21 protein-coding genes, 1 pseudogene and 1 riboswitch are annotated in these 20,956 nt (G+C 43.2%); of the genes and pseudogenes, 18 read left to right on the top strand and 4 right to left on the bottom strand.

Annotation, left to right across the window (positions count from 1 at the left end; translation table 11 throughout):
* Positions 1 to 76: 76 nt before the first annotated feature.
* From AOX59_RS07510 to AOX59_RS07495, 4 genes and pseudogenes are all read left to right on the top strand, one after another.
* Positions 77 to 828 (top strand): annotated as a pseudogene (locus AOX59_RS07510) (isoprenyl transferase).
* A 98-nt stretch (positions 829 to 926) separates the two neighbouring features.
* Entirely contained in the window at positions 927 to 1,376 is a 450-nt protein-coding gene (locus tag AOX59_RS07505) for an SgcJ/EcaC family oxidoreductase (RefSeq protein ID WP_068444067.1), read from the top strand.
* Positions 1,377 to 1,539: 163 nt separating this feature from the next.
* The gene (locus AOX59_RS07500; protein ID WP_068448199.1) at positions 1,540 to 1,974 is read left to right on the top strand and encodes a VOC family protein; all 435 of its coding nucleotides are present in this window, start codon (positions 1,540 to 1,542) and stop codon (positions 1,972 to 1,974) included.
* A 188-nt stretch (positions 1,975 to 2,162) separates the two neighbouring features.
* The gene (locus AOX59_RS07495; RefSeq protein WP_068444062.1) at positions 2,163 to 2,783 is read left to right on the top strand and encodes a TVP38/TMEM64 family protein; all 621 of its coding nucleotides are present in this window, start codon (positions 2,163 to 2,165) and stop codon (positions 2,781 to 2,783) included.
* A 192-nt stretch (positions 2,784 to 2,975) separates the two neighbouring features.
* Here the strand turns inward: AOX59_RS07495 and AOX59_RS07490 are convergent, their stop codons facing one another.
* Both AOX59_RS07490 and AOX59_RS07485 read right to left on the bottom strand, forming a co-directional pair.
* The gene (locus tag AOX59_RS07490) at positions 2,976 to 3,563 is read right to left on the bottom strand and encodes a cell wall hydrolase (protein ID WP_068444060.1); all 588 of its coding nucleotides are present in this window, start codon (positions 3,561 to 3,563) and stop codon (positions 2,976 to 2,978) included.
* Between the two features lie 403 nt (positions 3,564 to 3,966).
* Complete coding sequence (locus AOX59_RS07485; protein ID WP_068444058.1) at positions 3,967 to 5,253, bottom strand: IS110 family RNA-guided transposase; 1,287 nt, start codon at positions 5,251 to 5,253, stop codon at positions 3,967 to 3,969.
* A gap of 443 nt (positions 5,254 to 5,696) precedes the next feature.
* On the opposite strand from AOX59_RS07485, the gene AOX59_RS07480 reads away from it, so the two are divergent.
* The 3 genes from AOX59_RS07480 (at position 5,697) to AOX59_RS07470 (ending at position 8,893) form a co-directional block, all read left to right on the top strand.
* The gene (locus AOX59_RS07480) at positions 5,697 to 6,632 is read left to right on the top strand and encodes a GNAT family N-acetyltransferase (protein ID WP_156418654.1); all 936 of its coding nucleotides are present in this window, start codon (positions 5,697 to 5,699) and stop codon (positions 6,630 to 6,632) included.
* Positions 6,633 to 6,780: 148 nt separating this feature from the next.
* Positions 6,781 to 7,776: an LLM class flavin-dependent oxidoreductase gene (locus tag AOX59_RS07475; RefSeq protein ID WP_068444052.1), complete on the top strand. Its 996-nt coding sequence runs from the start codon at positions 6,781 to 6,783 to the stop codon at positions 7,774 to 7,776.
* An 88-nt stretch (positions 7,777 to 7,864) separates the two neighbouring features.
* Positions 7,865 to 8,893 (top strand): DUF2332 domain-containing protein, encoded by a 1,029-nt coding sequence (locus tag AOX59_RS07470; protein WP_068444049.1) that lies wholly within the window; start codon positions 7,865 to 7,867, stop codon positions 8,891 to 8,893.
* 599 nt (positions 8,894 to 9,492) lie between these two features.
* Here the strand turns inward: AOX59_RS07470 and guaC are convergent.
* The gene (guaC, locus tag AOX59_RS07460) at positions 9,493 to 10,476 is read right to left on the bottom strand and encodes a GMP reductase (protein ID WP_068444042.1); all 984 of its coding nucleotides are present in this window, start codon (positions 10,474 to 10,476) and stop codon (positions 9,493 to 9,495) included.
* A gap of 168 nt (positions 10,477 to 10,644) precedes the next feature.
* A riboswitch (purine riboswitch) is annotated at positions 10,645 to 10,746 on the top strand.
* Between the two features lie 159 nt (positions 10,747 to 10,905).
* Between guaC and AOX59_RS07455 the strand changes: the two genes are divergently transcribed.
* The 11 genes from AOX59_RS07455 (at position 10,906) to AOX59_RS07410 (ending at position 19,729) form a co-directional block, all read left to right on the top strand.
* Complete coding sequence (locus tag AOX59_RS07455) at positions 10,906 to 11,493, top strand: xanthine phosphoribosyltransferase (protein WP_068444039.1); 588 nt, start codon at positions 10,906 to 10,908, stop codon at positions 11,491 to 11,493.
* The gene (locus tag AOX59_RS07450; RefSeq protein ID WP_068448197.1) at positions 11,493 to 12,785 is read left to right on the top strand and encodes a nucleobase:cation symporter-2 family protein; all 1,293 of its coding nucleotides are present in this window, start codon (positions 11,493 to 11,495) and stop codon (positions 12,783 to 12,785) included. Before AOX59_RS07455 ends, AOX59_RS07450 begins: the two co-directional genes overlap by 1 nt.
* A gap of 167 nt (positions 12,786 to 12,952) precedes the next feature.
* A complete protein-coding gene (locus tag AOX59_RS19155) occupies positions 12,953 to 13,108 on the top strand; it encodes a VOC family protein (RefSeq protein ID WP_237049388.1) in 156 nt (51 codons plus the stop codon).
* Positions 13,105 to 13,428, top strand: coding sequence for a hypothetical protein (locus AOX59_RS07445; protein WP_068444038.1), 324 nt, complete (start codon positions 13,105 to 13,107; stop codon positions 13,426 to 13,428). The genes AOX59_RS19155 and AOX59_RS07445 overlap by 4 nt, the downstream gene beginning before the upstream one ends.
* A 63-nt stretch (positions 13,429 to 13,491) precedes the next feature.
* Positions 13,492 to 14,457: a DUF2268 domain-containing putative Zn-dependent protease gene (locus tag AOX59_RS07440; RefSeq protein WP_068444035.1), complete on the top strand. Its 966-nt coding sequence runs from the start codon at positions 13,492 to 13,494 to the stop codon at positions 14,455 to 14,457.
* A gap of 48 nt (positions 14,458 to 14,505) precedes the next feature.
* Positions 14,506 to 14,817 carry a hypothetical protein gene (locus tag AOX59_RS07435; RefSeq protein WP_068444033.1) on the top strand — a complete coding sequence of 104 codons (312 nt, stop codon included), beginning with the start codon at positions 14,506 to 14,508 and terminating at the stop codon, positions 14,815 to 14,817.
* A gap of 42 nt (positions 14,818 to 14,859) precedes the next feature.
* Positions 14,860 to 15,327, top strand: coding sequence for a DUF1801 domain-containing protein (locus tag AOX59_RS07430; protein WP_335338782.1), 468 nt, complete (start codon positions 14,860 to 14,862; stop codon positions 15,325 to 15,327).
* A 161-nt stretch (positions 15,328 to 15,488) separates the two neighbouring features.
* Positions 15,489 to 16,526, top strand: a complete 1,038-nt coding sequence (gene argC, locus AOX59_RS07425) for an N-acetyl-gamma-glutamyl-phosphate reductase (RefSeq protein WP_068444023.1) — start codon at positions 15,489 to 15,491, stop codon at positions 16,524 to 16,526.
* 32 nt (positions 16,527 to 16,558) lie between these two features.
* Positions 16,559 to 17,788, top strand: coding sequence for a bifunctional glutamate N-acetyltransferase/amino-acid acetyltransferase ArgJ (gene argJ / locus AOX59_RS07420; protein ID WP_068444019.1), 1,230 nt, complete (start codon positions 16,559 to 16,561; stop codon positions 17,786 to 17,788).
* A 13-nt stretch (positions 17,789 to 17,801) separates the two neighbouring features.
* Positions 17,802 to 18,575 (top strand): acetylglutamate kinase, encoded by a 774-nt coding sequence (gene argB, locus AOX59_RS07415; protein WP_068444018.1) that lies wholly within the window; start codon positions 17,802 to 17,804, stop codon positions 18,573 to 18,575.
* Positions 18,572 to 19,729 (top strand): acetylornithine transaminase, encoded by a 1,158-nt coding sequence (locus tag AOX59_RS07410; protein ID WP_068444015.1) that lies wholly within the window; start codon positions 18,572 to 18,574, stop codon positions 19,727 to 19,729. Before argB ends, AOX59_RS07410 begins: the two co-directional genes overlap by 4 nt.
* On the opposite strand, the gene AOX59_RS07405 is transcribed toward AOX59_RS07410, so the two are convergent.
* Positions 19,730 to 20,923: a CdaR family transcriptional regulator gene (locus tag AOX59_RS07405; protein WP_068444012.1), complete on the bottom strand. Its 1,194-nt coding sequence runs from the start codon at positions 20,921 to 20,923 to the stop codon at positions 19,730 to 19,732.
* Between the last annotated feature and the right edge of the window lie 33 nt (positions 20,924 to 20,956).

The raw sequence follows: 20,956 nt of genomic DNA, 5'->3' as shown, positions 1-20,956 counted from the left end.
TCGTCTTAAGTCCGAAATAAAATCATTTTGGGTAAGGGAGATGTGTAATAGGATAGACTAACAAAATGTCGGGGGAATGAGAATGAAAATGCCTTTTTTCAATTATAGACAATCGAAAACATCCGGCTATGTTCCGGAACATATAGCCATTATAATGGATGGTAATGGTCGTTGGGCGAGGAAGCGCAGCATGCCCAGAGTTTCGGGCCATAAAGAAGGGGTGTCCGCTGTCATAAGGGGGTTAAGGCAGCCATCAAATATAAGGTTAAAGTATTAACACTTTATACATTTTCAACCGAAAACTGGCGGCGGCCCAAGCCTGAAGTCGAATATATATTGAAGCTTCCCAAGGCGTTTCTTCATAGATACCTTCCAGATCTTATCGAAAATAATGTGCGTATTGAGGCAATCGGTGATATGGAGCAACTGCCACCTTATACACGAGAAGCGATGCAATATGCAATAGACCGTACCAGGGAAAATGATGGGCTTCAGCTCAACATGGCCCTTAACTATGGAAGCAGACACGAGATACTCTATGCTATGAAAGCGATGATAGCGGATATAAACGAGGCGAAATTGTCACTGGATGAGCTGGATGAACAGCAATTTTCACGATACTTGTATACATCCGGTTTGCCGGAGCCGGACCTGCTTATTCGCACCGGCGGGGAAAAGCGCCTGAGCAATTTTTTGTTATGGCAGCTGGCTTATACCGAGTTCTGGTTTACAGATATGTTGTGGCCGGATTTCTCCGAGAAGGAATTTCTGCTGGCGCTGGAAGAATACCGGCAACGAAAGCGAAGGTATGGCGGAATAAAAAGTTGAAAATGAAGCTGAAACAATGTTGCTTATGCTCATCGTATCCTGGTTTAGACTATAAACATAGGTAAAACAAATTTATTATTTTTCAGGAGGAATTGTATATGAATGCTTCGGTGCATGATGAAGTTCATGAAGTTTATCAGACGTTAATCAATGCCTGGAATAACCGAGATGCCCAAGGAATGGCTGAACAATTCACAGAACAGGGCGTCCAAATTGGATTTGACGGCAGTAAGATAATTGGACAGGAGGAAATATTATCGCACCTAAAGCCTATCTTTGAACAGCATCCAACACCGCCTTTTATCACCAAAATTAAAAATATACGTTCATTGGGATCTGATGCCGCCATTTTACACGCCATTGCAGGGATGGTTCCTCCTGGGAAAACAGATATTGAACCTGAATTCAATGCGCATCAAACTTTAGTTGCAGTTAAGAAAGGTAATGATTGGCGAATTGAGCTTTTTCAAAACACACCTGCTCAGTTTCATGGAAGGCCTGAATTAGTTGAACAGATGACTGAAGAGTTAAGGGCGTTACTTAAGTAATTGATTCGTTTTGACCGTGTCAAGCTAATCGAACAGCGTGTTCGTTCTCACAATGGCCATTATTATGAGGAAAACGTGGTATAATAACAGTGTATGGAATTAGTGACTCAGAAAGGCGGTGCACATAGTGAATGAACAAAAAAATGAGCAAACAACAGGCGGAGTGGTCGGTACAGAAATCGATATGATTGTGACAGACAGTTTGAAAGCGCTGGAACTATACGAAAAAATATTTGATATCGAGCGTGTTGAGGTTACAGATTTTCCTAAGGGTGAAAATGAAGTTATTTTCACCTTATACGGTGTCCGTTTTCATATGCTGGACGAAAATCCCGAATTTGGTTTAAAAGCACCAAACCCTGAGAACCCTCAAACAATTTGGTTTAATATCATGGTCCCTGACATCGAGGGAACTTTTTCCAGGGCAATGAATGAAGGCTGTACTGAATTGCAGCCAGTGACTGAGCTAGCTGATTTCGGCGTGTCAAATGCCATATTCAACGATCTTTTCGGCTATCAATGGATGCTGCATCAATTACATCAGGAAGTGAGTTTTGAAGAACGCGTCAGGCTTTGGGAGGAAAAAGGGGAAAGTTAACTACGATAATAGCAAACATAAAGGACTTTACTTTTCTTTTTTATTAATATTGTTTACGACCTCTCAATGGTCACATTTTCGAGAACATTTTCCAGTGCCGGTTTTTTTATCCCGGCAATTTTATATGATATGCTTATTTTACTGATATTTTATGATATCGAAGTAAACTGAAAGAAACTGGTGCTGGCATGAGTCATCTAAAGAAAACACTTATAAACTATCAAAAACCAATTGTTAAAATAACAACGATTGCCGGGATTCTCCTGTTAATCGGATTTGCTTTATTTATTATTGAAAGCGGGTTTTTCAATAATCCCGACCGTGTGCAAAGCTGGGTTGAAGGGTTCGGCAGTATCGCGCCTCTTGCCTTTTTGGGCTTAACCTTCGTTCAGGTCGTCATTCCGGTGTTGCCCGGCAATGTGTCAACAGTGGTTGGTGTGATGTTATTCGGGATTGGGCTGGGGTCCATTTTGAATATCGTCGGTATCTTCCTCGGTTCACTGGCCAATTTTTTATTGGCGCGGCGGTTTGGTCGCGGGTTTGCAAGTTATTTTGTCAAACAAGAGACGTATGAAAAATATATCGGCTGGGTGAATAAGGGGAAGCGGTTTGAACGATTTTTCTGGATTTCGATGATTTTTCCCGGATTCCCGGATGATTTTATCTGTTTGATTGCCGGTTTAACCAAGCTTTCATTAAAAAAATTTATTCTTTACTTTTGGCTCTGCAAGCCGATTACTTTGTTTATTTATACGCTATTTCCACTTTATGGCATGCATTTTCTTTATGATGCCTTTCAATCGTTTTAATATAAAAGGCAATCGATTGAGGCATATGTACAAAGCTGAAGCGCGTCATCATGACGTTCTTCAGCTTTTTAACAACGTAACGTCAGAAAGCATAAATTATGGTTGAACTTATAAGAAAAACTTCGGCACGCGCTATAAGACGAAGCTAGGCCTGAGTTTTTCCAAGAGTGAAATCAGCTTATCCGCCGATTTCTATTTTGCAAATCGGTGATCACCAATCTTTGTAATCGTTTCACGTGAGAAAATCCAATTATCGCTTTCGACTTTGTCCGGGTTATAGAAATATAATGAGCCCATTCCCTGACCTCTGAAGGCAATCGCTTCATTGACTGCTTTCATGTCGCTGGCGTCATAGCCACTATTGATTGCGCCGTTTTTAACCGGTGAAAAAGCATAGACACCATCGGTTTTTTCATAGATGACATCTTTTATTGTATCAGGAAATTCGCTTGAATCGACGCGATTTAAAACGACTGTCGCAACGGCTACTTTACCTTCATATGGTTCACCTTTAGCTTCGGCATGAACGAGCTTGGCCATCAATTCCTTGCCCTCAGTGGAAACGGCATCAGGAATCGTGATGGTTTCGCCCGCTTTTAGCTGACTGCCTGAGCGTTCGTTTGCGATTTGCAAGTTTCCTAACGTCAGGTTGTTATTTTTGGCTATCGTGTAAAACGAATCGCCTTGCTGTACTGAATAAGTTTGTGCGGCTGCTCCTGCCGGGAATGCAATCAGACCGAAAAGTATTGCTATAATTGAGAATCTATTTAATTTGTTCATTTGATTGACCTCCCTCAATAAATTAATATTTTCTTAGAAATGCTTCGTTTTTCTCCAAATTTCTTTTGATCAATTGAAGTCCATAGCGGTCTTAAATCCTTTTAATGACATTTAAGGATAAATATGGAATTGGCGGGTTAAGCCGAATAGGCATTAATGGATGACTTCCATTAAATGGATAATCAATCTTATGATCGCACCTTGGATCTCCACGTTTACATGGCGGTGGACCCTCCCATGTCTCTCGGCGTCTATGCGCGCAAATTCCTTCGTTCGACCTGACCATGGTGGATGCCGGAAATGCTCCTATGGTGGGTCTATGCCCTAACGGATGAAATATCGACCGGCTAATCCGTGCTTCAATTGTCAAAAGATGGCTCAAAAACGATAGCTGTACGTCTTGTTAAGCGGCTTCCTGTAATGTCGAAATCATTGGGATGTCACGGATCATGCGCTCTTCACTGAACGTACACTTCCGTGTCCCTAATAGATAAAAGATTTTGATGAGTTTTCGGCTTAATGCGACAAACGATTGTTTTCCTGTCAGCGGATTATCGGACCGATGACGATAATAATGGTGCAATTGCTTAAACCCTTCATTGTGCAGGGATAATGGCCGTGCCACTTGATAAAGTAAGCTTCGCAGCCTCTTTCGTCCTCGTTTGGTGATCGTCGTTTGGCCTTTGAACAGACCTGATTGATTCAGCTTTAAGTTGAGTCCCGCTAATTTAATGATTTGGCGTGGATCCCGATAATTCGATAAATCACCAACTTCAGCGAAGAAACCGGCCACTGTTATGGCACTTACGCCTTTGATCGCTATCATCTGATCAGCTCCGGGTATGTGAAGAACAAGTTTTTCGAGTTGTGCTTCAAGAGCGATAAGACGTTCTTCAAGAGCCTTATACTGATCAATTAAATAGTGAATTTCCTGACGTGCCATGCGTAATCCCACGGTAAGGCCAACACTGTCTTCAGCTGCCTGTTTCAATGCCTGGATGCGCTTGATGCCAACCCCACGTTTGGCAGCCTGTTTGACGTCTGAAAGTAAATCGTCTTCCGACGTTTCACGAATATCTTCCGGCATATAGCCTCTCGTCAGTAGATGGAGGGCAGCTTTACCGGTCCAGTCTTTAAAGACATCGAGAAACTCTGGAAAGTAGCGATCAAGCGCATTATGCATTTGGGCTTTGACCGAGGACATATCCTCTTGGATCATGTCATAGAGTTTCATGCCTTCGCGCAATTCAGCGTACACATCCTCCGGTAACGTTGGTTCATGATAACGGCCATCACGTATGATTTGGGCAATGACTTTGGCATCTTTTGTATCATTTTTAGTCGGGGAATCATCATCCATTTCCTTGGACCGTTTGACCTTCATCGGATTGACGACAACGACGTGAATAGCCCGAGCTTTCAAGTGATAGGCTAGATTCAGCCAGTAGTGACCGGTTGGTTCCATTCCAATGATGATGTTGGGGCGCTCGTATTCATTGGACAAGCTTTCAGCCCATTCGATGAGGTCTGTAAATCCTTGCAGCGAATTGGAGAACACCAGTCGTTTGACGAGGTCTCGTCCCCGATCATCTATCGCACGGGCCACGTGTTTACGTTTCGCTATATCAACCCCGATAATCAGTGTTTGTTCGTTGATTTGCGCTAATCGATTATTTTGTGTAAAATCCATTGTAGAAGTCCTCCTTCGGTACTAAATTCGAGGTCACCGCGATGACACTCTCTATCGTACCAAGGGGACTTTTTTTATGCACTTGTCATTTACACCGATTTCTCCTCAAATTTTTTCATTACAGGAATGCTCCTAATTGAAAAGTTCACAACTAAGAGTTTAATGAATGTAATATGATTTGACATGACCCAAAAAATGGTTGCTCCGCTTGAGTCGCTCTCAGCATTCTATTGATCTATGTTTGCGATGATCAAGGGAATGATTTCCAAAGAATAAAAACATGCAAATTCTGACTTGACTGGTAAAGAAAGGGTGTTATGTGACAAACTTTTACGGATTAGTAACATGTGAGTACCCAAGTAGAGGTTGCAACATTCAAAGCCACTGGAGTTGACACACGTTATTAAATATAATGGAAAAAATTAAGGAGGGTGTGATTTTAGGTGGAGATCGACATGATCCCTTTAACGGCAAGCAATTATGCAGCAAACGTACATAATCGGAGTCAAGAGACGCCGGATTTAGATGCGATTAAACGCTATGAAGCGAAGGCGGACAGCGAAACCATTTTACATAAATTTGGCATGGTAACGGCGAAAGGAAACATGATCGGGTTTGGCATGTTTGTGATGGGCGCCTGGGATCCGGTATTGAAGCCCGGGTATGCTGAGGTGACCATAAACGTTGATTCTAAATGGCAGAGTCATGGCATCGGGAGCCGGATGCTGGATGAGATTGAAATTTTGGCAGAAAGACACGGGGCTGATTCGTTACAAACCAGTATAAAAGATACGGATGAAAGGTCGCTTGACTGGGCTAAAAAAAGAGGTTTCAGTATAACCAGTCAGACATTCGAGTCGCAGTTATCTATTACAGAATTCGATACAAGTCAATTTGACGCAAGCTTCAAGGCGCTGAATTCAGCGGGCATCCGGTTTACGAGCCTGGCAGAATATCCGCAAGATGAAGTGTCTCATAATCGTTTTTGGAATTTTTGGCGGGAGCTTGTCTCTGATATTCCCGGAATGGCAGATCAACCCCTTCCGGATAATGATCGAATGAACCAATTGACACAAGATGTCGATAAGAACGGTTTTATATTGGCGGTCGATGGCCATCAGTGGATTGCGCTGTCGATGATCATCAAAGAAACGGATACAACATATTATAATTCCATGACTGGCGTTAGCCGTAAATACCGCGGTAGTGGGCTTGCTCAAGCGATCAAAGTAAAAGCTATTGACTATGCGCTGCAAAATGGTGCAACGTATATTCGAACACATAATGACTCGAAAAACGCGCCGATGCTGTCCCTAAATGAAAAATTAGGCTATCGGCAGAAGCCGGGTCAATTCAGTCTGGTCAAACACTTTAATTAAGCGGCACCCTGAACTTGGAAAAGGAGTGACGTCATTGGTTTATAATGTATCACCGGGCAAATAATCCGGACTGATTTTTTCAGTTTGTCAGGCAATTATGAGAAGATGGACATATGCAACACACGATTTGAAAGGAGATAACGCCTGTATGAAACTGAGCGTACTGGATCAGTCGCCGATTTCACGGGGGTCTGACCCTGAAACGGCATTGAATAATACATTGAAGCTTGCAAAAGTAACCGAAGAACTCGGTTATACACGCTATTGGGTGGCAGAGCATCATAATACCAATGGGCTGGCAAGTGTATCACCGGAAATATTAATAGCCCGGATTGCATCGTTAACGGAGCGCATTCGTGTCGGCTCCGGTGGTGTTTTACTGCCGCAATACAGTCCGTATAAAGTGGCCGAGAATTTCAAAATGCTTGAAGCGATGTTTCCGGAAAGGATTGATCTCGGGATCGGCCGTTCCCCCGGAGGCTCGCAGGATACACGCATGGCACTGACTGATGGCGTTAATAAAAGCATGAAGGAATTTCCGCGTCAGCTGCAGGATTTGCATGGGTTTTTACATAATACACTCCCGAAAGACCATCCGTATCGTTTGGTCAAAGCTGCACCACGAACGAAAACCGTTCCGCCCATGTGGGTGCTCGGGCTGTCTGAACGTGGTGCCGTCAATGCTGCTGAGGTTGGTGCAGGGTTTGTGTTTGGTCATTTCATCAGCCCGGATAAAGGAAAAAATGCCATGGAAACTTACCGGGAACAATTTCAGCCGTCACCCGACTTTAATCAGCCGGTTAAAGCCGTCTGTATTTTCGTTGTTTGTGCCGATACAGAAGAGGAAGCGGAAGAACTGGCCATCAGTCAGGATAAATGGCTGCTGAACGTTGGAAAAGGATCGGATATAAAGGTGCCATCGATTGAAGAAGTCAAGAAACGTTCGTACCGACAGGAAGAGCTGGATATCATCCGGAAAAATCGCAGCCGGACAGTCATCGGCACACCGGATCAGGTGAAAGCCGAATTGGAGCGGCTTGGCGAGTATTATCAAACCGATGAATTTATGATTATCACCAACATCTATGATTTTGAAGCTAAGGTGCATTCATACCGCCTGCTGGCTGAAGCATTTGGTTTATAAATTTGGGTATGCTGGAAATAATGCTAGAATGTTTGTGTTAAAATATATGAAAAATTTTGAAGAAGTTAAACAGTAAAGGTGGAATTGAATGAACACATTGCATCTATCCCAACGATTTTATAACTTCGCAAACATGGAATGTAAGGATTCAAGTGAACTCTATGAATTCTTATCTTTAAAAATTTCAAAAGATGATGAAATTCTTGAATTGTGTTCAGCTGCTCAAAATGGACAGCCCGTTCCAAATCTACTGTTTGGAGCGGTTCATTATCTTTTATTGAAAGGCAGCGACCATCCATTAAAAACGTATTATCCAAGTCGGGTCGATTCTCCAAAAAACATAGACAGCGGCACTTTTGTCTGCTTTAAGGAATTTTGCCGTGCTTATAAAGATGAGATTGTTTCGATTTTAAGAAGCAAGCTGGTTCAGACCAATGAGGTCAGGCGTTGTGCTTACCTCTATCCGGTTTTTTCTTACATTTATCATAAAACGAAGAAACCTTTATCCCTTATTGAAATTGGAACAAGCGCCGGACTTCAGCTTTTGTGGGATAAGTACAGTTATACATATGGCACTGATCAAATTTTTGGCGATAAATCCTCACGTGTTCATATAACCTCCGAGATTAAGGGGAAGAATACTCCCTCATTACCACTTGAAAGCCCTCCTGTCGCGTCAAAAATTGGGTTGGACTTATATATAAGTGACTTAAGAAATTCTGAAGATTATTTGTGGTTAAAATCACTTATTTGGCCGGAGCACCAAAATCGATTGGCGTTATTTGAAAATGCTGCCGAATGTTTAAAAGATAATCCGGTAGAACTTATTGAGGGAGATGGAATAGCTCTTCTTGAAGACGTTGTGGAAACACGCCCAGAAGATACGGCTATCTGTATTTTCCATACACACGTTGCAAATCAGATACCGGATGATGCAAAACACGAACTCTTAGGGAAGATAAAAAATATCGGACAGAATCGAGATGTTTTTCATATCTATAATAATATGTGGGATAGGCAACTTCATCTTAATTATTTTCTGGATGGTGTGGAATTCAATCAAACTATCGGGGATACTGATGGCCACGGACGATGGTTTGAGTGGCATATTAAATGACTATTATTCGAATAGGGATGCCGTTACAAGATAGCATCACTTGAGAAGGCATGTTCCCTGAAGAAGGTGTGTTAAAGAAAAACCGGCAGTAGATAAACATGAGGGAGGAGGGGGTACTTATCATTAAACTTAGCCACATTCTGGGTGCAGTTTCCGTTCTGATCCCTTTTTTATTAATGGTATTGATCATAAACTTTTTTGCAGGTGTGGTTGCGATAGGTGAATTTTCGGGATTGCTAATCCTAATGCCCATCATCCTTTGTCCAATAGGCGCTGTAATCGGTTTAGCGGCATATAGATTGAATAAGGATAAACTATCGTTGACCGGAATTGTATTAAACATGATCTTGTTCCTAATTCCAATACTTTACCATTTAATTGGCACAGTAATCTTTGGTGTGTGAAGATTTTTAAAGGGAGCCATCATATGACCCCGGATGAACAGGGGAGACCTGTTGTTAAATAGAACGTTCTAAAAGACAAACTATCCCGCAGCTTTCATCGTTTAACAGATAAAGCCGCGGGATAGTAATAGAATTTATTGCGCTAACTTCGGGGAAAAAGTTGTGAACTTCGGGATTTTACCGATGAACGGCGTTCTAATAAGCCTGATCCCCGTTGAAAATTGAATTTTTCACGACAACGTAATCAACATAACGGATACCCTGCAACTCGGCACCGCCAGCATAAGAGATAGCGGACTGCAGATCCTGCCGCATTTCGGTCAGTGTATCATTCAGTGAGCCTTTGTGCTCGACATACATTTTCTTGCCTTCCACATTTTTCTTTTCGCCTTTTTGGAATTCCGAGGCCGAGCCAAAATATTCTTTATAGCGTTTGCCGTCTTCTTCAACCGTTTTGCCTGGTGATTCTTCATGACCGGCAAATAAGGAGCCAATCATGACCATTGATGCACCGAAGCGGATTGATTTGGCAATGTCGCCATGTGTGCGGATACCACCGTCAGCAATGATCGGTTTGCTCGCGGCTTTGGCACACCATTTCAGTGCAGCCAGCTGCCAGCCCCCTGTGCCGAATCCGGTTTTCATTTTGGTGATGCAAACTTTTCCGGGGCCAATACCAACTTTTGTTGCGTCTGCACCGGCATGTTCCAGTTCCCGTACTGCTTCTGGTGTGCCGACGTTTCCGGCGATGACAAAGCTTTCCGGCAGATGTTTTTTAATATGTCGGATTATATTGATGACGGCTTCAGAATGGCCGTGGGCAATGTCAATTGTAATAAATTCAGGTATCAGCTGCTTGTCAGCAAGCTGCTTCACAAAGCTGTATTCATCCTCTTTAACACCAACACTGATAGAAGCGATCAGCCCGTCTTTCTGCATGTCGCGGATGAAATCGATCCGAGTTTCGGGTTCAAAACGGTGCATAATATAAAAGTAATTCTTTTCAGCCAGGTGGCGTGCAATTTTTTCATCAATGATCGTCTGCATGTTGGCAGGCACAACAGGCAGGTTAAAAGTATGTCCGCCAAAGGTTACGGTCGTGTCACACTCAGAACGGCTCTTTACAACACATTTGGCCGGAATTAATTGAATATCTTCATAATCAAATACATTTTCCATGGTCACACTCCTAAAAACGAATATTAATAATAGTTTAATTTATATCGTTCGTCTATTTCTTAATTTACACGACTTTTCCGCATATGTCAAACGCGACAGAATGTAAGAATCTCTGTCCGGACTCAAAAATTTCGGGGTTGTTTTTTCTGTATAAGATGCTATAATAGTCACCAATTCAATAGCTTATTTCATATAATCGCAGGAATACGGCCTGCAAGTTTCTACCGGTTCACCGTAAATGAACCGACTATGAAAGGGAGCGGGAACAAAAGGCCGGCATCGAGCCCCTTTTGTTTAATGTTCGGATTTAGACGTATAATATATGCTGATGTGCATAGCGTTGTCGATAACCCGAAAAACATTGCTTTCCTCATAGTCTGAGTGGGAGCTTGTTTTTCGGGTTTTTTTATTCCTGGAAAGGGGATCACAATGGAATCACTCAAACAGAAGATTTTAACAGAAGGAAAGGTTCTATCCGATTCGGTCGTTAAAGTGGATAGCTTCCTGAATCATCAGGTGGATCCGGCATTCATGCAATCGATTGGCGAGGCATTTGCTTTGCGCTTTGCGGGGTCAAACATAACAAAAATTCTTACATTGGAGTCATCAGGCATTGCGCCGGCTGTCATGACGGGGTTGAGCTTAGGGGTTCCGGTGATATTCGCACGCAAACGGAAATCGCTCACGTTAAATGAAGGTCTTTATTCCGCTGATGTTTATTCATATACGAAAGAAAAAACAAATAAAATATCGATCTCTCAAGATTATATTAACAGCGATGATACCGTGCTGATTATTGATGATATTTTGGCAAACGGCCAGGCGGCACTCGGTTTGGCTGATTTGGTGGAGCAGACCGGTGCGGCACTCGAAGGCATAGGCATTGTGGTTGAAAAAGGTTTCCAGGAAGGCGTGGCCATGCTGGAGAAACGCGGTATACGCGTCGAGTCACTGGCAACCATCGCATCGCTGGATAATGGCCGCATCACGTTTCAAGACGAGGAGGCAATCATATGATGAAAACAGCTGCGTTAAGTTTACAGCATTTACTGGCCATGTATGCTGGAGCGATTTTGGTCCCGTTAATAGTTGGGGAAGCGCTTGGACTCACGTCTGAACAGTTAACCTATCTTGTTGCGATTGATATTCTGATGTGCGGGGTTGCGACGATTCTGCAGGTTATCCGTAACCGGCATTTTGGCATCGGTCTTCCGGTTGTGCTTGGCTGTACATTCACAGCAGTAGGGCCGATGATCGCTATTGGCGGTGAGTTTGGAATAACAGCCATATACGGTTCAATTATCGTTTCAGGTCTATTCGTGCTCTTCATCAGCCGTTACTTTGGCAAAATGGTCCGCTTTTTCCCGCCGATTGTGACAGGAACGGTTGTAACCATTATTGGAATCACGTTAATCCCTGTTGCCATCAATAATATGGGCGGGGGTGAAGGCGCTCCTGATTTTGGTTCGGCTGCGAATCTGTCACTCGCTTTTGGCACATTGTTGTTTATTATATTGCTGTACCGGTTTACAAAAGGATTTGCCCGGTCGATTTCGATATTGATTGGCTTGACGGCTGGCACGATTGCGGCAGCCTTCATGGGAAAAGTTGATTTTTTTGCCGTTAGCGAAGCTTCTTTCTTCCATATGGTGCACCCTTTTTATTTCGGGATGCCGACATTTGAGTGGTCCGCTATTCTAACAATGATTCTGGTGGCGATGGTATCACTGGTTGAATCAACAGGTGTTTACTTCGCCCTGGGTGATATGACCGATAAGGAGCTGAAGGAGGACGATATTTCCAGAGGCTATCGCGCGGAAGGTTTGGCTGTTTTCCTCGGCGGGATTTTCAATGCTTTTCCGTATACGGCCTTTTCACAAAATGTCGGTCTGATGCAGCTGACAGGCGTGAAATCAGTAAGAGTTATCTTCATTACCGGAATCATGCTTGTCACACTCGGATTCATCCCTAAAATTGCAGCTGTGACAACGATTATCCCGACCGCCGTTCTTGGCGGCGCCATGGTCGCGATGTTCGGAATGGTGATCTCACAGGGGATAAAAATGCTGAGCGGCGTGATCTCGGAATCACCCGGCAATTCAATGATCGTCGCTTGCTCAGTCGGAATGGGCATGGGTGTGACAGCGGTGCCTGAGTTGTTCGCGCAATTTCCGTCAGGCGTTCAAATCCTGACGAGCAACGGCATCGTAGCGGGCAGTGTGACGGCGATCACCTTGAATATTGTGTTCAATATGACACCGGTGAAAAGCAATGAACGGACGACCGTTGTGCACAAAGAAAGTGCTTGATTGAAAAAAGGGGCAGAGTGTCGGACACTTTGCCCCTTTGTCATGGTCCCTTTTCCGCTTTTTTCACAATAATCCATCTTTTTTATTAAGAATTGAAACTTTGTGAAAATATAGACGTATTGATTGTTGGATGCGTTTTAATTTTTGGTAAAATTTGAGGAGGATTAATGATGGCTAAAACCAGTCAAACCATTATCCCGCATTTGTTGTTTGACAAGGAGGTGAATGAAGCGGCGCCGTTTTATGCTTCTGTTTTCCCGAATTCAAAACTAACAAGTGAAACATCACTCGAGCACACGCCATCTAAAGGGGAGATATCTTGAAAAAGTTCTATATTGTGTTAATGACGATCGTTGTTGAAGCACTTTTGTTGTGGGGTGTGTCACGTATCCTTGGTTGGAAATTGATTGATATCATCTTTTTGGGTGGTATTCTTATATTTGGGATAAAATGGTTATTTTCACTATATATTCACCAGGAAAATAATGAATTTAATGCATATGTGAAAGGTGATACCGGCCAGGATGCTGGTGGTGTCAGACCGTTTGAATTCAATATGACGGCAATTGATGCTGGTTTATTGTTATTTATTGCGGGCAGTTTTTTAATAACATTTGGAACTTATTATTCTTATTTCATATGAAAATCTTTTGATATTAAACGTCAGAATTATAGAGTGCTTGTGAACATCAGGGAGGCAGAATGAATGAAACGAATCATTACTTTATCTATTTTATTAATTGTATGTGCAGGGTGTTTTGGCGGTAATGAACAAACGCAAGAAGAAGATAAGGAGAATGGGCCATCCTATACGACCTATCAATTCTCACATGATGGCCAGGATTTTAAAATTATTCCTTTTTACGACGAAGTGCTTGAATACATAGATTCCATGGAGAAGAACACTGAACTGGATAATAATGAAGTTTATACAAAAGAAGTCTTTGACCCTTTTAAGGAAACGTCCTCACTCGATTATATAACATTAGGCAACTATCTGTCACCGACTTCAGACATTGAACAGCTGGAGAAAAATACGAATAAGCTTGTTGAAAATCAAGATAAAATCAATGAACAAATTAAGGAAGCTGTATCAGAATCCGCTGAGCTTCTGTCCGGTGCAGATACAACTTTTTATGTCTTCCCGGTCAATCCTGAAGACTGGTTTACGATTGATAATCTGGAAGGCGTAGGTGGCGTTACGTATTTAGAAAACGACATTTTGCTATCGATTGACCCTTCTTATTCTGAAGAAACATTGAAGTATACAGTGGCTCATGAATACCACCATACTGTTAATTTTTTTCATAACGGTGAACAAAGCGTCTACAGTGTTCTGGATTCAGTCATAACAGAAGGAAAGGCGGATTCCTTTGCGAGCATTATCTATCCTGATATAAATGTGTCTTGGACTGAGCCTTTGTCCGAAGATGCAGAAGCTGTGGTTTTAGAAGAATTGAGCACTCACGCTGAATCAACGGATCAAAATATCTTTAATGATTTTTCTCGTGGAAATCCAGCTAAAGATATTCCAAGGTGGTCGAATTATAAAATAGGTTACCAAATTACGGAAAGCTTTATCGAAAACAATCCTGATACAATTATAACGGACTGGACAAAACTGGATGCTAAGGAAGTGGTCGAGGGAAGCGGGTATAGTGAATTATACTGAGCAGAGTTGCTGAAGACTGAACAAACAACCCAAACAGGGGGATGGGACATGATTGGTTTACTTAATGTTGCAAGTCTCGCACTTGGATTAATCGCTTGGATACTTCCCGTTGTTAATCTCATGCGGCAGGATAAAGCGAACCACAGGCATTGGGCAGCTTTTTCCATCATAAGCCTTGGTGCGTGTGCTGTTTCGCTATATTTTCAGATTTACTATAACTATCATTTGGTGAAGATTGAAGATTGGTCCGCTCTTATGGACACAACCGGGGCTGTGGTATTTGCCTCAACGGTTCTGCTTGTCGTTACGATTCTTTTAAATGCCATCACGCTTGTTGTCTATCGCCGGAAAACAGGATAGGTATACTAAATGGGAACAACGATTTAAAATGATAAAATACGTGTGAATCGACAGGAAGGTGATGAAATGTCAGACGTCAATCAGTATCTCGATAACGTGGAAACTAAATGGAAAGATGCTTTTATTCAACTGAAAGAGGTGGTCGATCAGAACATCCCAAACGGTTTTGCATTGGACATGCAATATGGGATGCCATCTTATGTGATCCCTTTAGCTGTCTATCCGGACGGGTATTTAGGCAAAAAAGACACCCCTTTGCCATTTATCAGTATCGCAGCCCAAAAAAAACATATCGCTGTCTATCATATGGGAATGTATGCAGATGATGAATTGCTAAACTGGTTCCAAACAGAATATCCCAACCACATGGATACAAAGTTAAATATGGGTAAGAGCTGTATTCGGTTTACAAATCCAAAAAAAATCCCTTATCAGCTTATTGGGGAACTGGTTTCTAAAATGACAGCAGATGATTGGATTAACATCTATGAGGGCAAGAAAAAGAAGTGAAAACCCAAGATAATTTCTAAACTTAGCAGTACATGCTGTTTACTTAACACAGCGTGTATTTTTTTTCTCATCATAAAAATTTATAAATATACACTTGACATTATAATTATACATTTTATAATAGGGAGAAATAATAAATCTGCAGGAGGCGAAAATGACTTATGAAAGCAGCTGTTATCGGCGCAACCGGATATGGCGGAGCGGAACTGATCCGGCTTTTGCAGCAGCATCCCAGCTTTACCCTTCACTCGTTTCATTCATCAAGCAAAGAAGGTGAATCAATTACAGCAAGCTACCCGCATTTAGAAACTGTCTCGGGAATGGAACTTGAGGCAATTGATTCGGAAAAAATTGCCCGGGATGCGGATGTTGTATTCACAGCAACCCCATCAGGCGTGTCATCTGAACTCGTCCCTGAGTTAGTCAATGCAGGCAGCCGTGTCATTGATTTGTCAGGTGACTTCCGACTGAAGGATACAAAGCAATATGAACAGTGGTACAACAAGAAAGCGCCTGATGAAGCGATTTTGGAAAATGCGGTGTACGGTTTGACCGAATGGCTTGAAGAAGATATCACTGAAGCACAGCTGATCTCTAACCCCGGTTGTTATCCAACGGCTGCGTTGCTTGGTCTGGCGCCATTGCTGAAACAAAATATCGCTGACCCTGAATCCATCATCATTGATGCCAAAACAGGTGTCAGCGGTGCAGGAAAAAAGGCTACACCGGTAACACATTTTACTGAAATGAATGATAATCTTAAAATCTATAAAGTTTTTGCCCACCAGCATACGCCGGAAATTGAGCAGGAAATGGCCCGCTTGAATCCGGAAGCAGGCGCGGTCACGTTCAGCACGCATCTTGTTCCGATGACCCGTGGCATTATGACGACGATGTATGCACAAGCACCAGATGGTATGACAGCGAAGGAATTAACGGATCTTTATCAGGAAAGTTACAAAGATTCCTATTTTGTGAGAGTTAGAGAAGAGGGTACATACCCGAGCACGAAAGAAGTTTACGGGTCTAACTTTTGTGATTTATCAGTGACGCTTGATGAACGCACGAACCGGATCATGATTGTTTCGGTGATTGATAATCTTGTCAAAGGCGCATCAGGTCAGGCCGTGCAAAATATGAACCGGATGTTTGGTATTGACGAGAAAGCAGGTCTTGCATTCGCACCTGTTTATCCGTGATTTAAAAGAATCCACGAAAGGAGGAAAAATAAATGGTGCTGACAAAGCTGAGCAGCATACAAAAAATGGAAGAGGGGACGATCGTGACACCCGCAGGTTTTCAGGCAGCGGGAATGCACACGGGCGTGAAGCGGAAACGACATGATCTTGGGATGATTTATTGTGACGTGCCCGCAAGTGCTGCTGCGTTATATACGCTGAACGCTATACAGGCAGCACCATTACACGTGACCAAAGCAAGCATTGCCGAAGAAGGTAAATTGCAGGCGGTTATCGTTAATAGCGGCAATGCCAATGCCTGCACAGGTGCGCAGGGTGAGGAGGACGCTTACACGATGCGCCGGGAAGTTGCTCGTGAATTGTCACTGCCGGAACATACGGTGGCTGTCTCCTCCACAGGTATTATTGGACTTGATATGCCGATGGATAAAATCATACCGAATATCAATAATCTTAAACTATCAGGCGAACAAAAAGATGCAGCAGCTTTTAATGAATCAATTTTGACAACAGATACCGAAACCAAAGCAACGTGCTATCAAACTGAAGTCGATGGTCAGACGGTTACGATGGCCGGTTCGGCAAAAGGCTCGGGTATGATTGAACCGAATATGGGGACGATGCTTGCCTTTGTGACCACCGATGCCGTGATTGAACCGGCTATGCTGGATATCGCTCTACGACAAGCGACTGACAAGACATTCAATTGTATTACGATTGATGGCGATACATCGACAAATGATATGGTGCTGACGATGGCAAGCGGAAAAGCTGAGAATGAAAGCTTGACACCTGAACATAAAGATTGGCCGGTTTTTGTTGATTTGCTTGAAGCGACGTGTGAAGATCTTGCTAAGATGATTGCGCGCGATGGTGAAGGCGCGACAAAGCTGATTGAAGTGGCTGTGAACAGTGCGCATGACGACACCCAAGCGATCAAAGTGGCCAAAACGGTAGTCGCCTCGCCGCTCGTCAAGACAGCTGTCTACGGGTCTGATCCGAACTGGGGACGGATAATTGCTGCGATTGGCCGGAGCGGAGCCGATGTTAACCCGGTAGCGATTGACACGTCCATTGGGACTGTGAAACTGATTGAGAACGGTAAACCGCTGCCTTTTTCCGAAGAAGCGGTGTCCGATTATATGCTCAATGAACACGTGATGATTTCAATTGATTTAAATGTCGGAGATGGATCGGGTCAAGCGTGGGGCTGCGATTTAACGTATGAGTATGTCCGCATTAATGCAAGCTACCGGACTTAAAGGAGGTGTCGTCATGCAGAAAATAGCGGTTATCAAGTGCGGCGGCAGTATTGTCGATGATTTATCCGATGATTTTTTTAATAATATCAAAACGTTACAAGAGAATGGAATAAAGCCGGTTATCGTCCATGGCGGCGGGCCCGCAATTCAGAAAATGCTCGATGAACTCGACATTGAATTTTCATTTATTGACGGGCTCCGAACAACTTCAGCAGCAGCCATGGATGTTGTTGAAATGGTCTTGAGCGGTCAAATCAATAATGCCATCACACGGAAATTGAATAAAGCCGGCATCCAAGCAGCCGGTTTTTCCGGATCTGATGCGCATTTGATTACCTGTACACCGATTGATTTTCCAACCTATGGCTATGTTGGGGAAGTAAACACGGTTAATGCGGCATTTCTGGAACAAATTACAGCCCAAAATATCGTTCCTGTGATTGTACCGATTGCCACCGGCCAGGGTGATGAACGGTATAATGTCAATGCTGATACAGCGGCTGGTGCGGTTGCTCAGGCAACCGGTGCCGGTGAATTGATATTCGTTACCGATGTGCCCGGCGTTATGCAGGAAGGTGAATTGCGTCAATCAGCAAGCGAAAAAGAAATTGAGGAACTTATTGACACAGGGGTGATTGACGGCGGGATGATCCCCAAAGTAAAAGCTGCGCTCAGCTGCTTAAGTGACAGTCTTCAATATGTCATGATAGCTGATGTGAATCAGGTGGTTGGTAAAGCCGGTTTTACAGGTACGCGCATAACGAATCGAAAGGAGGCGGCACATTGACAGCACTATTTCCAACGTATAAACGCTTTAATCTGGCGGTCGAACGGGCAGAGGGGACAACCGTTGAGGATACCGACGGGAAAACCTACCTGGATTTCGGAGCAGGCATTGGTGTGTGCAATCTCGGGCACCGGCATCCCGCTGTTCAGGAAGCACTGGAAAGTCAACTCAACCGTTATTGGCACGTTTCCAACTTGTATCATAATCCGATTCAGGAAAAAGTGGCTGAACTTTTGACAACAAACACCTCAGGTGATCAAGTATTTTTCTGCAACAGCGGAACCGAGGCGAATGAGGCAGCGATTAAATTGGCCCGCAAAGCAACCGGCAAACATAAAATCATTACGTTTGAACAATCCTTTCATGGACGGACATTTGGTGCCATGGCTGCGACCGGTCAGGAGAAAATCCATTCAGGCTTTGGCCCGATGCTTGAGGGATTCAGCTACGTTCCATTTAATGATATCGATGCAGTGAAACAAGCTGTGGACGGCGAAACGGCTGCTGTTATGCTGGAAGTGATCCAGGGTGAAGGCGGTCTTCATATGGCTGATGCTGAATTTGTACAGGAACTGGAAAAAATATGTGCGGAACATCATCTCCTGTTGATTGTTGATGAAGTTCAGACCGGTATCGGCCGTACAGGCAAGCCGTTTGCCTATCAGCATTACGGTATTTCGCCGGATATTATCACCTCGGCAAAAGGGCTTGCCAATGGGGTGCCGGTTGGTGCGATGATCGCGAAAGAATCGCTGCGTGAGGCATTTGGCCCTGGGGCTCATGCGGCGACATTCGGCGGTAATCCGCTTGCCATGGCAGCGGGAGAGGCCGTTCTTACACATGTTTTTCAGGATGATTTTTTACAGGACGTAACGAAAAAAGGACAATACCTGAAGAAGCGTCTGAAGGAAGCAATTAGTGATGTTCCAATCGTTTCGTCAATCCGCGGCAAAGGGCTTATGGTCGGGATTGAATGCAGCGAGGATGTGTCGCATGTGGTACCGCAGCTGATAGAACAAGGGCTTCTTGTGCTAGTTGCCGGTTCAACCATTATCAGACTCCTTCCGCCGCTGACGGTGAACGAGCAGGAAATCGATCAGGCTGTCGATTTGTTGCGTGATGTTTTGACAGAGAAGAAGATATCAAGTCACTGATTAAAAGCTCCTTTCTTTACTTAGAGAGGAGCTTTTGCCATATCTTTTCAACACCAAATACAACATCATACAATGCTCAAAATCTTTGATATTGATGGAAGTGATCGCTTCAATTTTTTTAAGCCGGTAAATCAGGGTGTTTCGATGAATGTAAAGGTCTTTAGATGCCTGGCTGATATTCATCTTATTACGGCAGTAAACCAGGAAATTTTCTATAAGCTCGGCAAAATCATCGTCTTCAAGGAGTGATTTTAAACGGAACATGATCTTATCCTGAAAATGTGCATCGATTTGATGCGGTAATAGTTCTTTTAAAATGCTCCAGCTGTGAAACGTGTAAATGCCTGGTGATATATCGAACTCCCTGCCGAATTTAATCAGGCTTTCCGCTTCCTGGTATGATGCACTAATCCGGTCTATGGTATGGCACATGTTCCCGGCAGCAACCGAAATATTGGTAATCTGATAGGTTTCAAACATGTCGATCAGATGATAGCTTTGCTCGATAAATTGTTCCAGCACATCAAGGTAATCATGTTCTGATTGAACAGGTTTCAATAGAATAATTTTTTCGGTATTCAAAAAGGTGCAGATGACATTATGATAACTGTTGAATGCTTGTTGTGTGCAATACAGCAATCGTTCTTTCAACTGCCCGACAGGTGTTTTATTCTGAACACTGCTGATGAGTGAATCACCGATATCCACAACAATGCAAAAGCGTTTTGTGTGAAATGGTATATCAAGCATTTTGCAATATTGTTCGACTCTTACCTGATTAGTTTTATCGTTTAACAGAATATATTGTGCAAACGTTTCTAGTGTTTTGGTTTCCAGCTCTTCCAGCTGTTTATCAATAGTTTCTTGCCACCTCATTTCGACGTATTTGCTGATAAGCTGTGCATATGGTTCGACCTGTTTCGGGGGTCCAATAATCCCAAGAACACCAACCGTTGAGGAATCTAATTTTACTGGCACGGCTATACCGGGAAGGACGTTAGGTTGGTTCTTCACTTTTTCTTCGTCAAATAACAAATAAGTATTTTTCTCTAACACTTCTTTCGATGGTTCATGCAAACTTCCAATCCGTTCAGGAAGAGATGACCCGATGATATAACCCTGTTCATCGCTGAAACTGATATGAAATGGTAAAATCCTTGAAACCGCTTTCACTACTGTTTGTGCAATCTGCATGAAATCCTCGATGACCTTCACATCCTTAATTTC

The sequence above is a fragment of the Lentibacillus amyloliquefaciens genome, assembly GCF_001307805.1.
GTDB classification, from domain to species: Bacteria; Bacillota; Bacilli; order Bacillales; family Amphibacillaceae; genus Lentibacillus; species Lentibacillus amyloliquefaciens.
Note: the sequence above shows the minus strand (reverse complement) of the source record. Positions and strands in the feature narration are given on the sequence as shown.

Coding starts and splice junctions, on each gene's coding strand:
- AOX59_RS07505 (WP_068444067.1), top strand. CDS start 927: ATGAATGCTTCGGTGCATGATGAAGTTCATGAAGTTTATCAGACGTTA.
- AOX59_RS07495 (WP_068444062.1), top strand. CDS start 2,163: ATGAGTCATCTAAAGAAAACACTTATAAACTATCAAAAACCAATTGTT.
- AOX59_RS07490 (WP_068444060.1), bottom strand. CDS start 3,563: ATGAACAAATTAAATAGATTCTCAATTATAGCAATACTTTTCGGTCTG.
- AOX59_RS07485 (WP_068444058.1), bottom strand. CDS start 5,253: ATGGATTTTACACAAAATAATCGATTAGCGCAAATCAACGAACAAACA.
- AOX59_RS07475 (WP_068444052.1), top strand. CDS start 6,781: ATGAAACTGAGCGTACTGGATCAGTCGCCGATTTCACGGGGGTCTGAC.
- AOX59_RS07470 (WP_068444049.1), top strand. CDS start 7,865: ATGAACACATTGCATCTATCCCAACGATTTTATAACTTCGCAAACATG.
- guaC (WP_068444042.1), bottom strand. CDS start 10,476: ATGGAAAATGTATTTGATTATGAAGATATTCAATTAATTCCGGCCAAA.
- AOX59_RS07455 (WP_068444039.1), top strand. CDS start 10,906: ATGGAATCACTCAAACAGAAGATTTTAACAGAAGGAAAGGTTCTATCC.
- AOX59_RS07450 (WP_068448197.1), top strand. CDS start 11,493: ATGAAAACAGCTGCGTTAAGTTTACAGCATTTACTGGCCATGTATGCT.
- AOX59_RS19155 (WP_237049388.1), top strand. CDS start 12,953: ATGATGGCTAAAACCAGTCAAACCATTATCCCGCATTTGTTGTTTGAC.
- AOX59_RS07440 (WP_068444035.1), top strand. CDS start 13,492: ATGAAACGAATCATTACTTTATCTATTTTATTAATTGTATGTGCAGGG.
- AOX59_RS07435 (WP_068444033.1), top strand. CDS start 14,506: ATGATTGGTTTACTTAATGTTGCAAGTCTCGCACTTGGATTAATCGCT.
- argC (WP_068444023.1), top strand. CDS start 15,489: ATGAAAGCAGCTGTTATCGGCGCAACCGGATATGGCGGAGCGGAACTG.
- argJ (WP_068444019.1), top strand. CDS start 16,559: ATGGTGCTGACAAAGCTGAGCAGCATACAAAAAATGGAAGAGGGGACG.
- argB (WP_068444018.1), top strand. CDS start 17,802: ATGCAGAAAATAGCGGTTATCAAGTGCGGCGGCAGTATTGTCGATGAT.
- AOX59_RS07405 (WP_068444012.1), bottom strand. CDS start 20,923: ATGCAGATTGCACAAACAGTAGTGAAAGCGGTTTCAAGGATTTTACCA.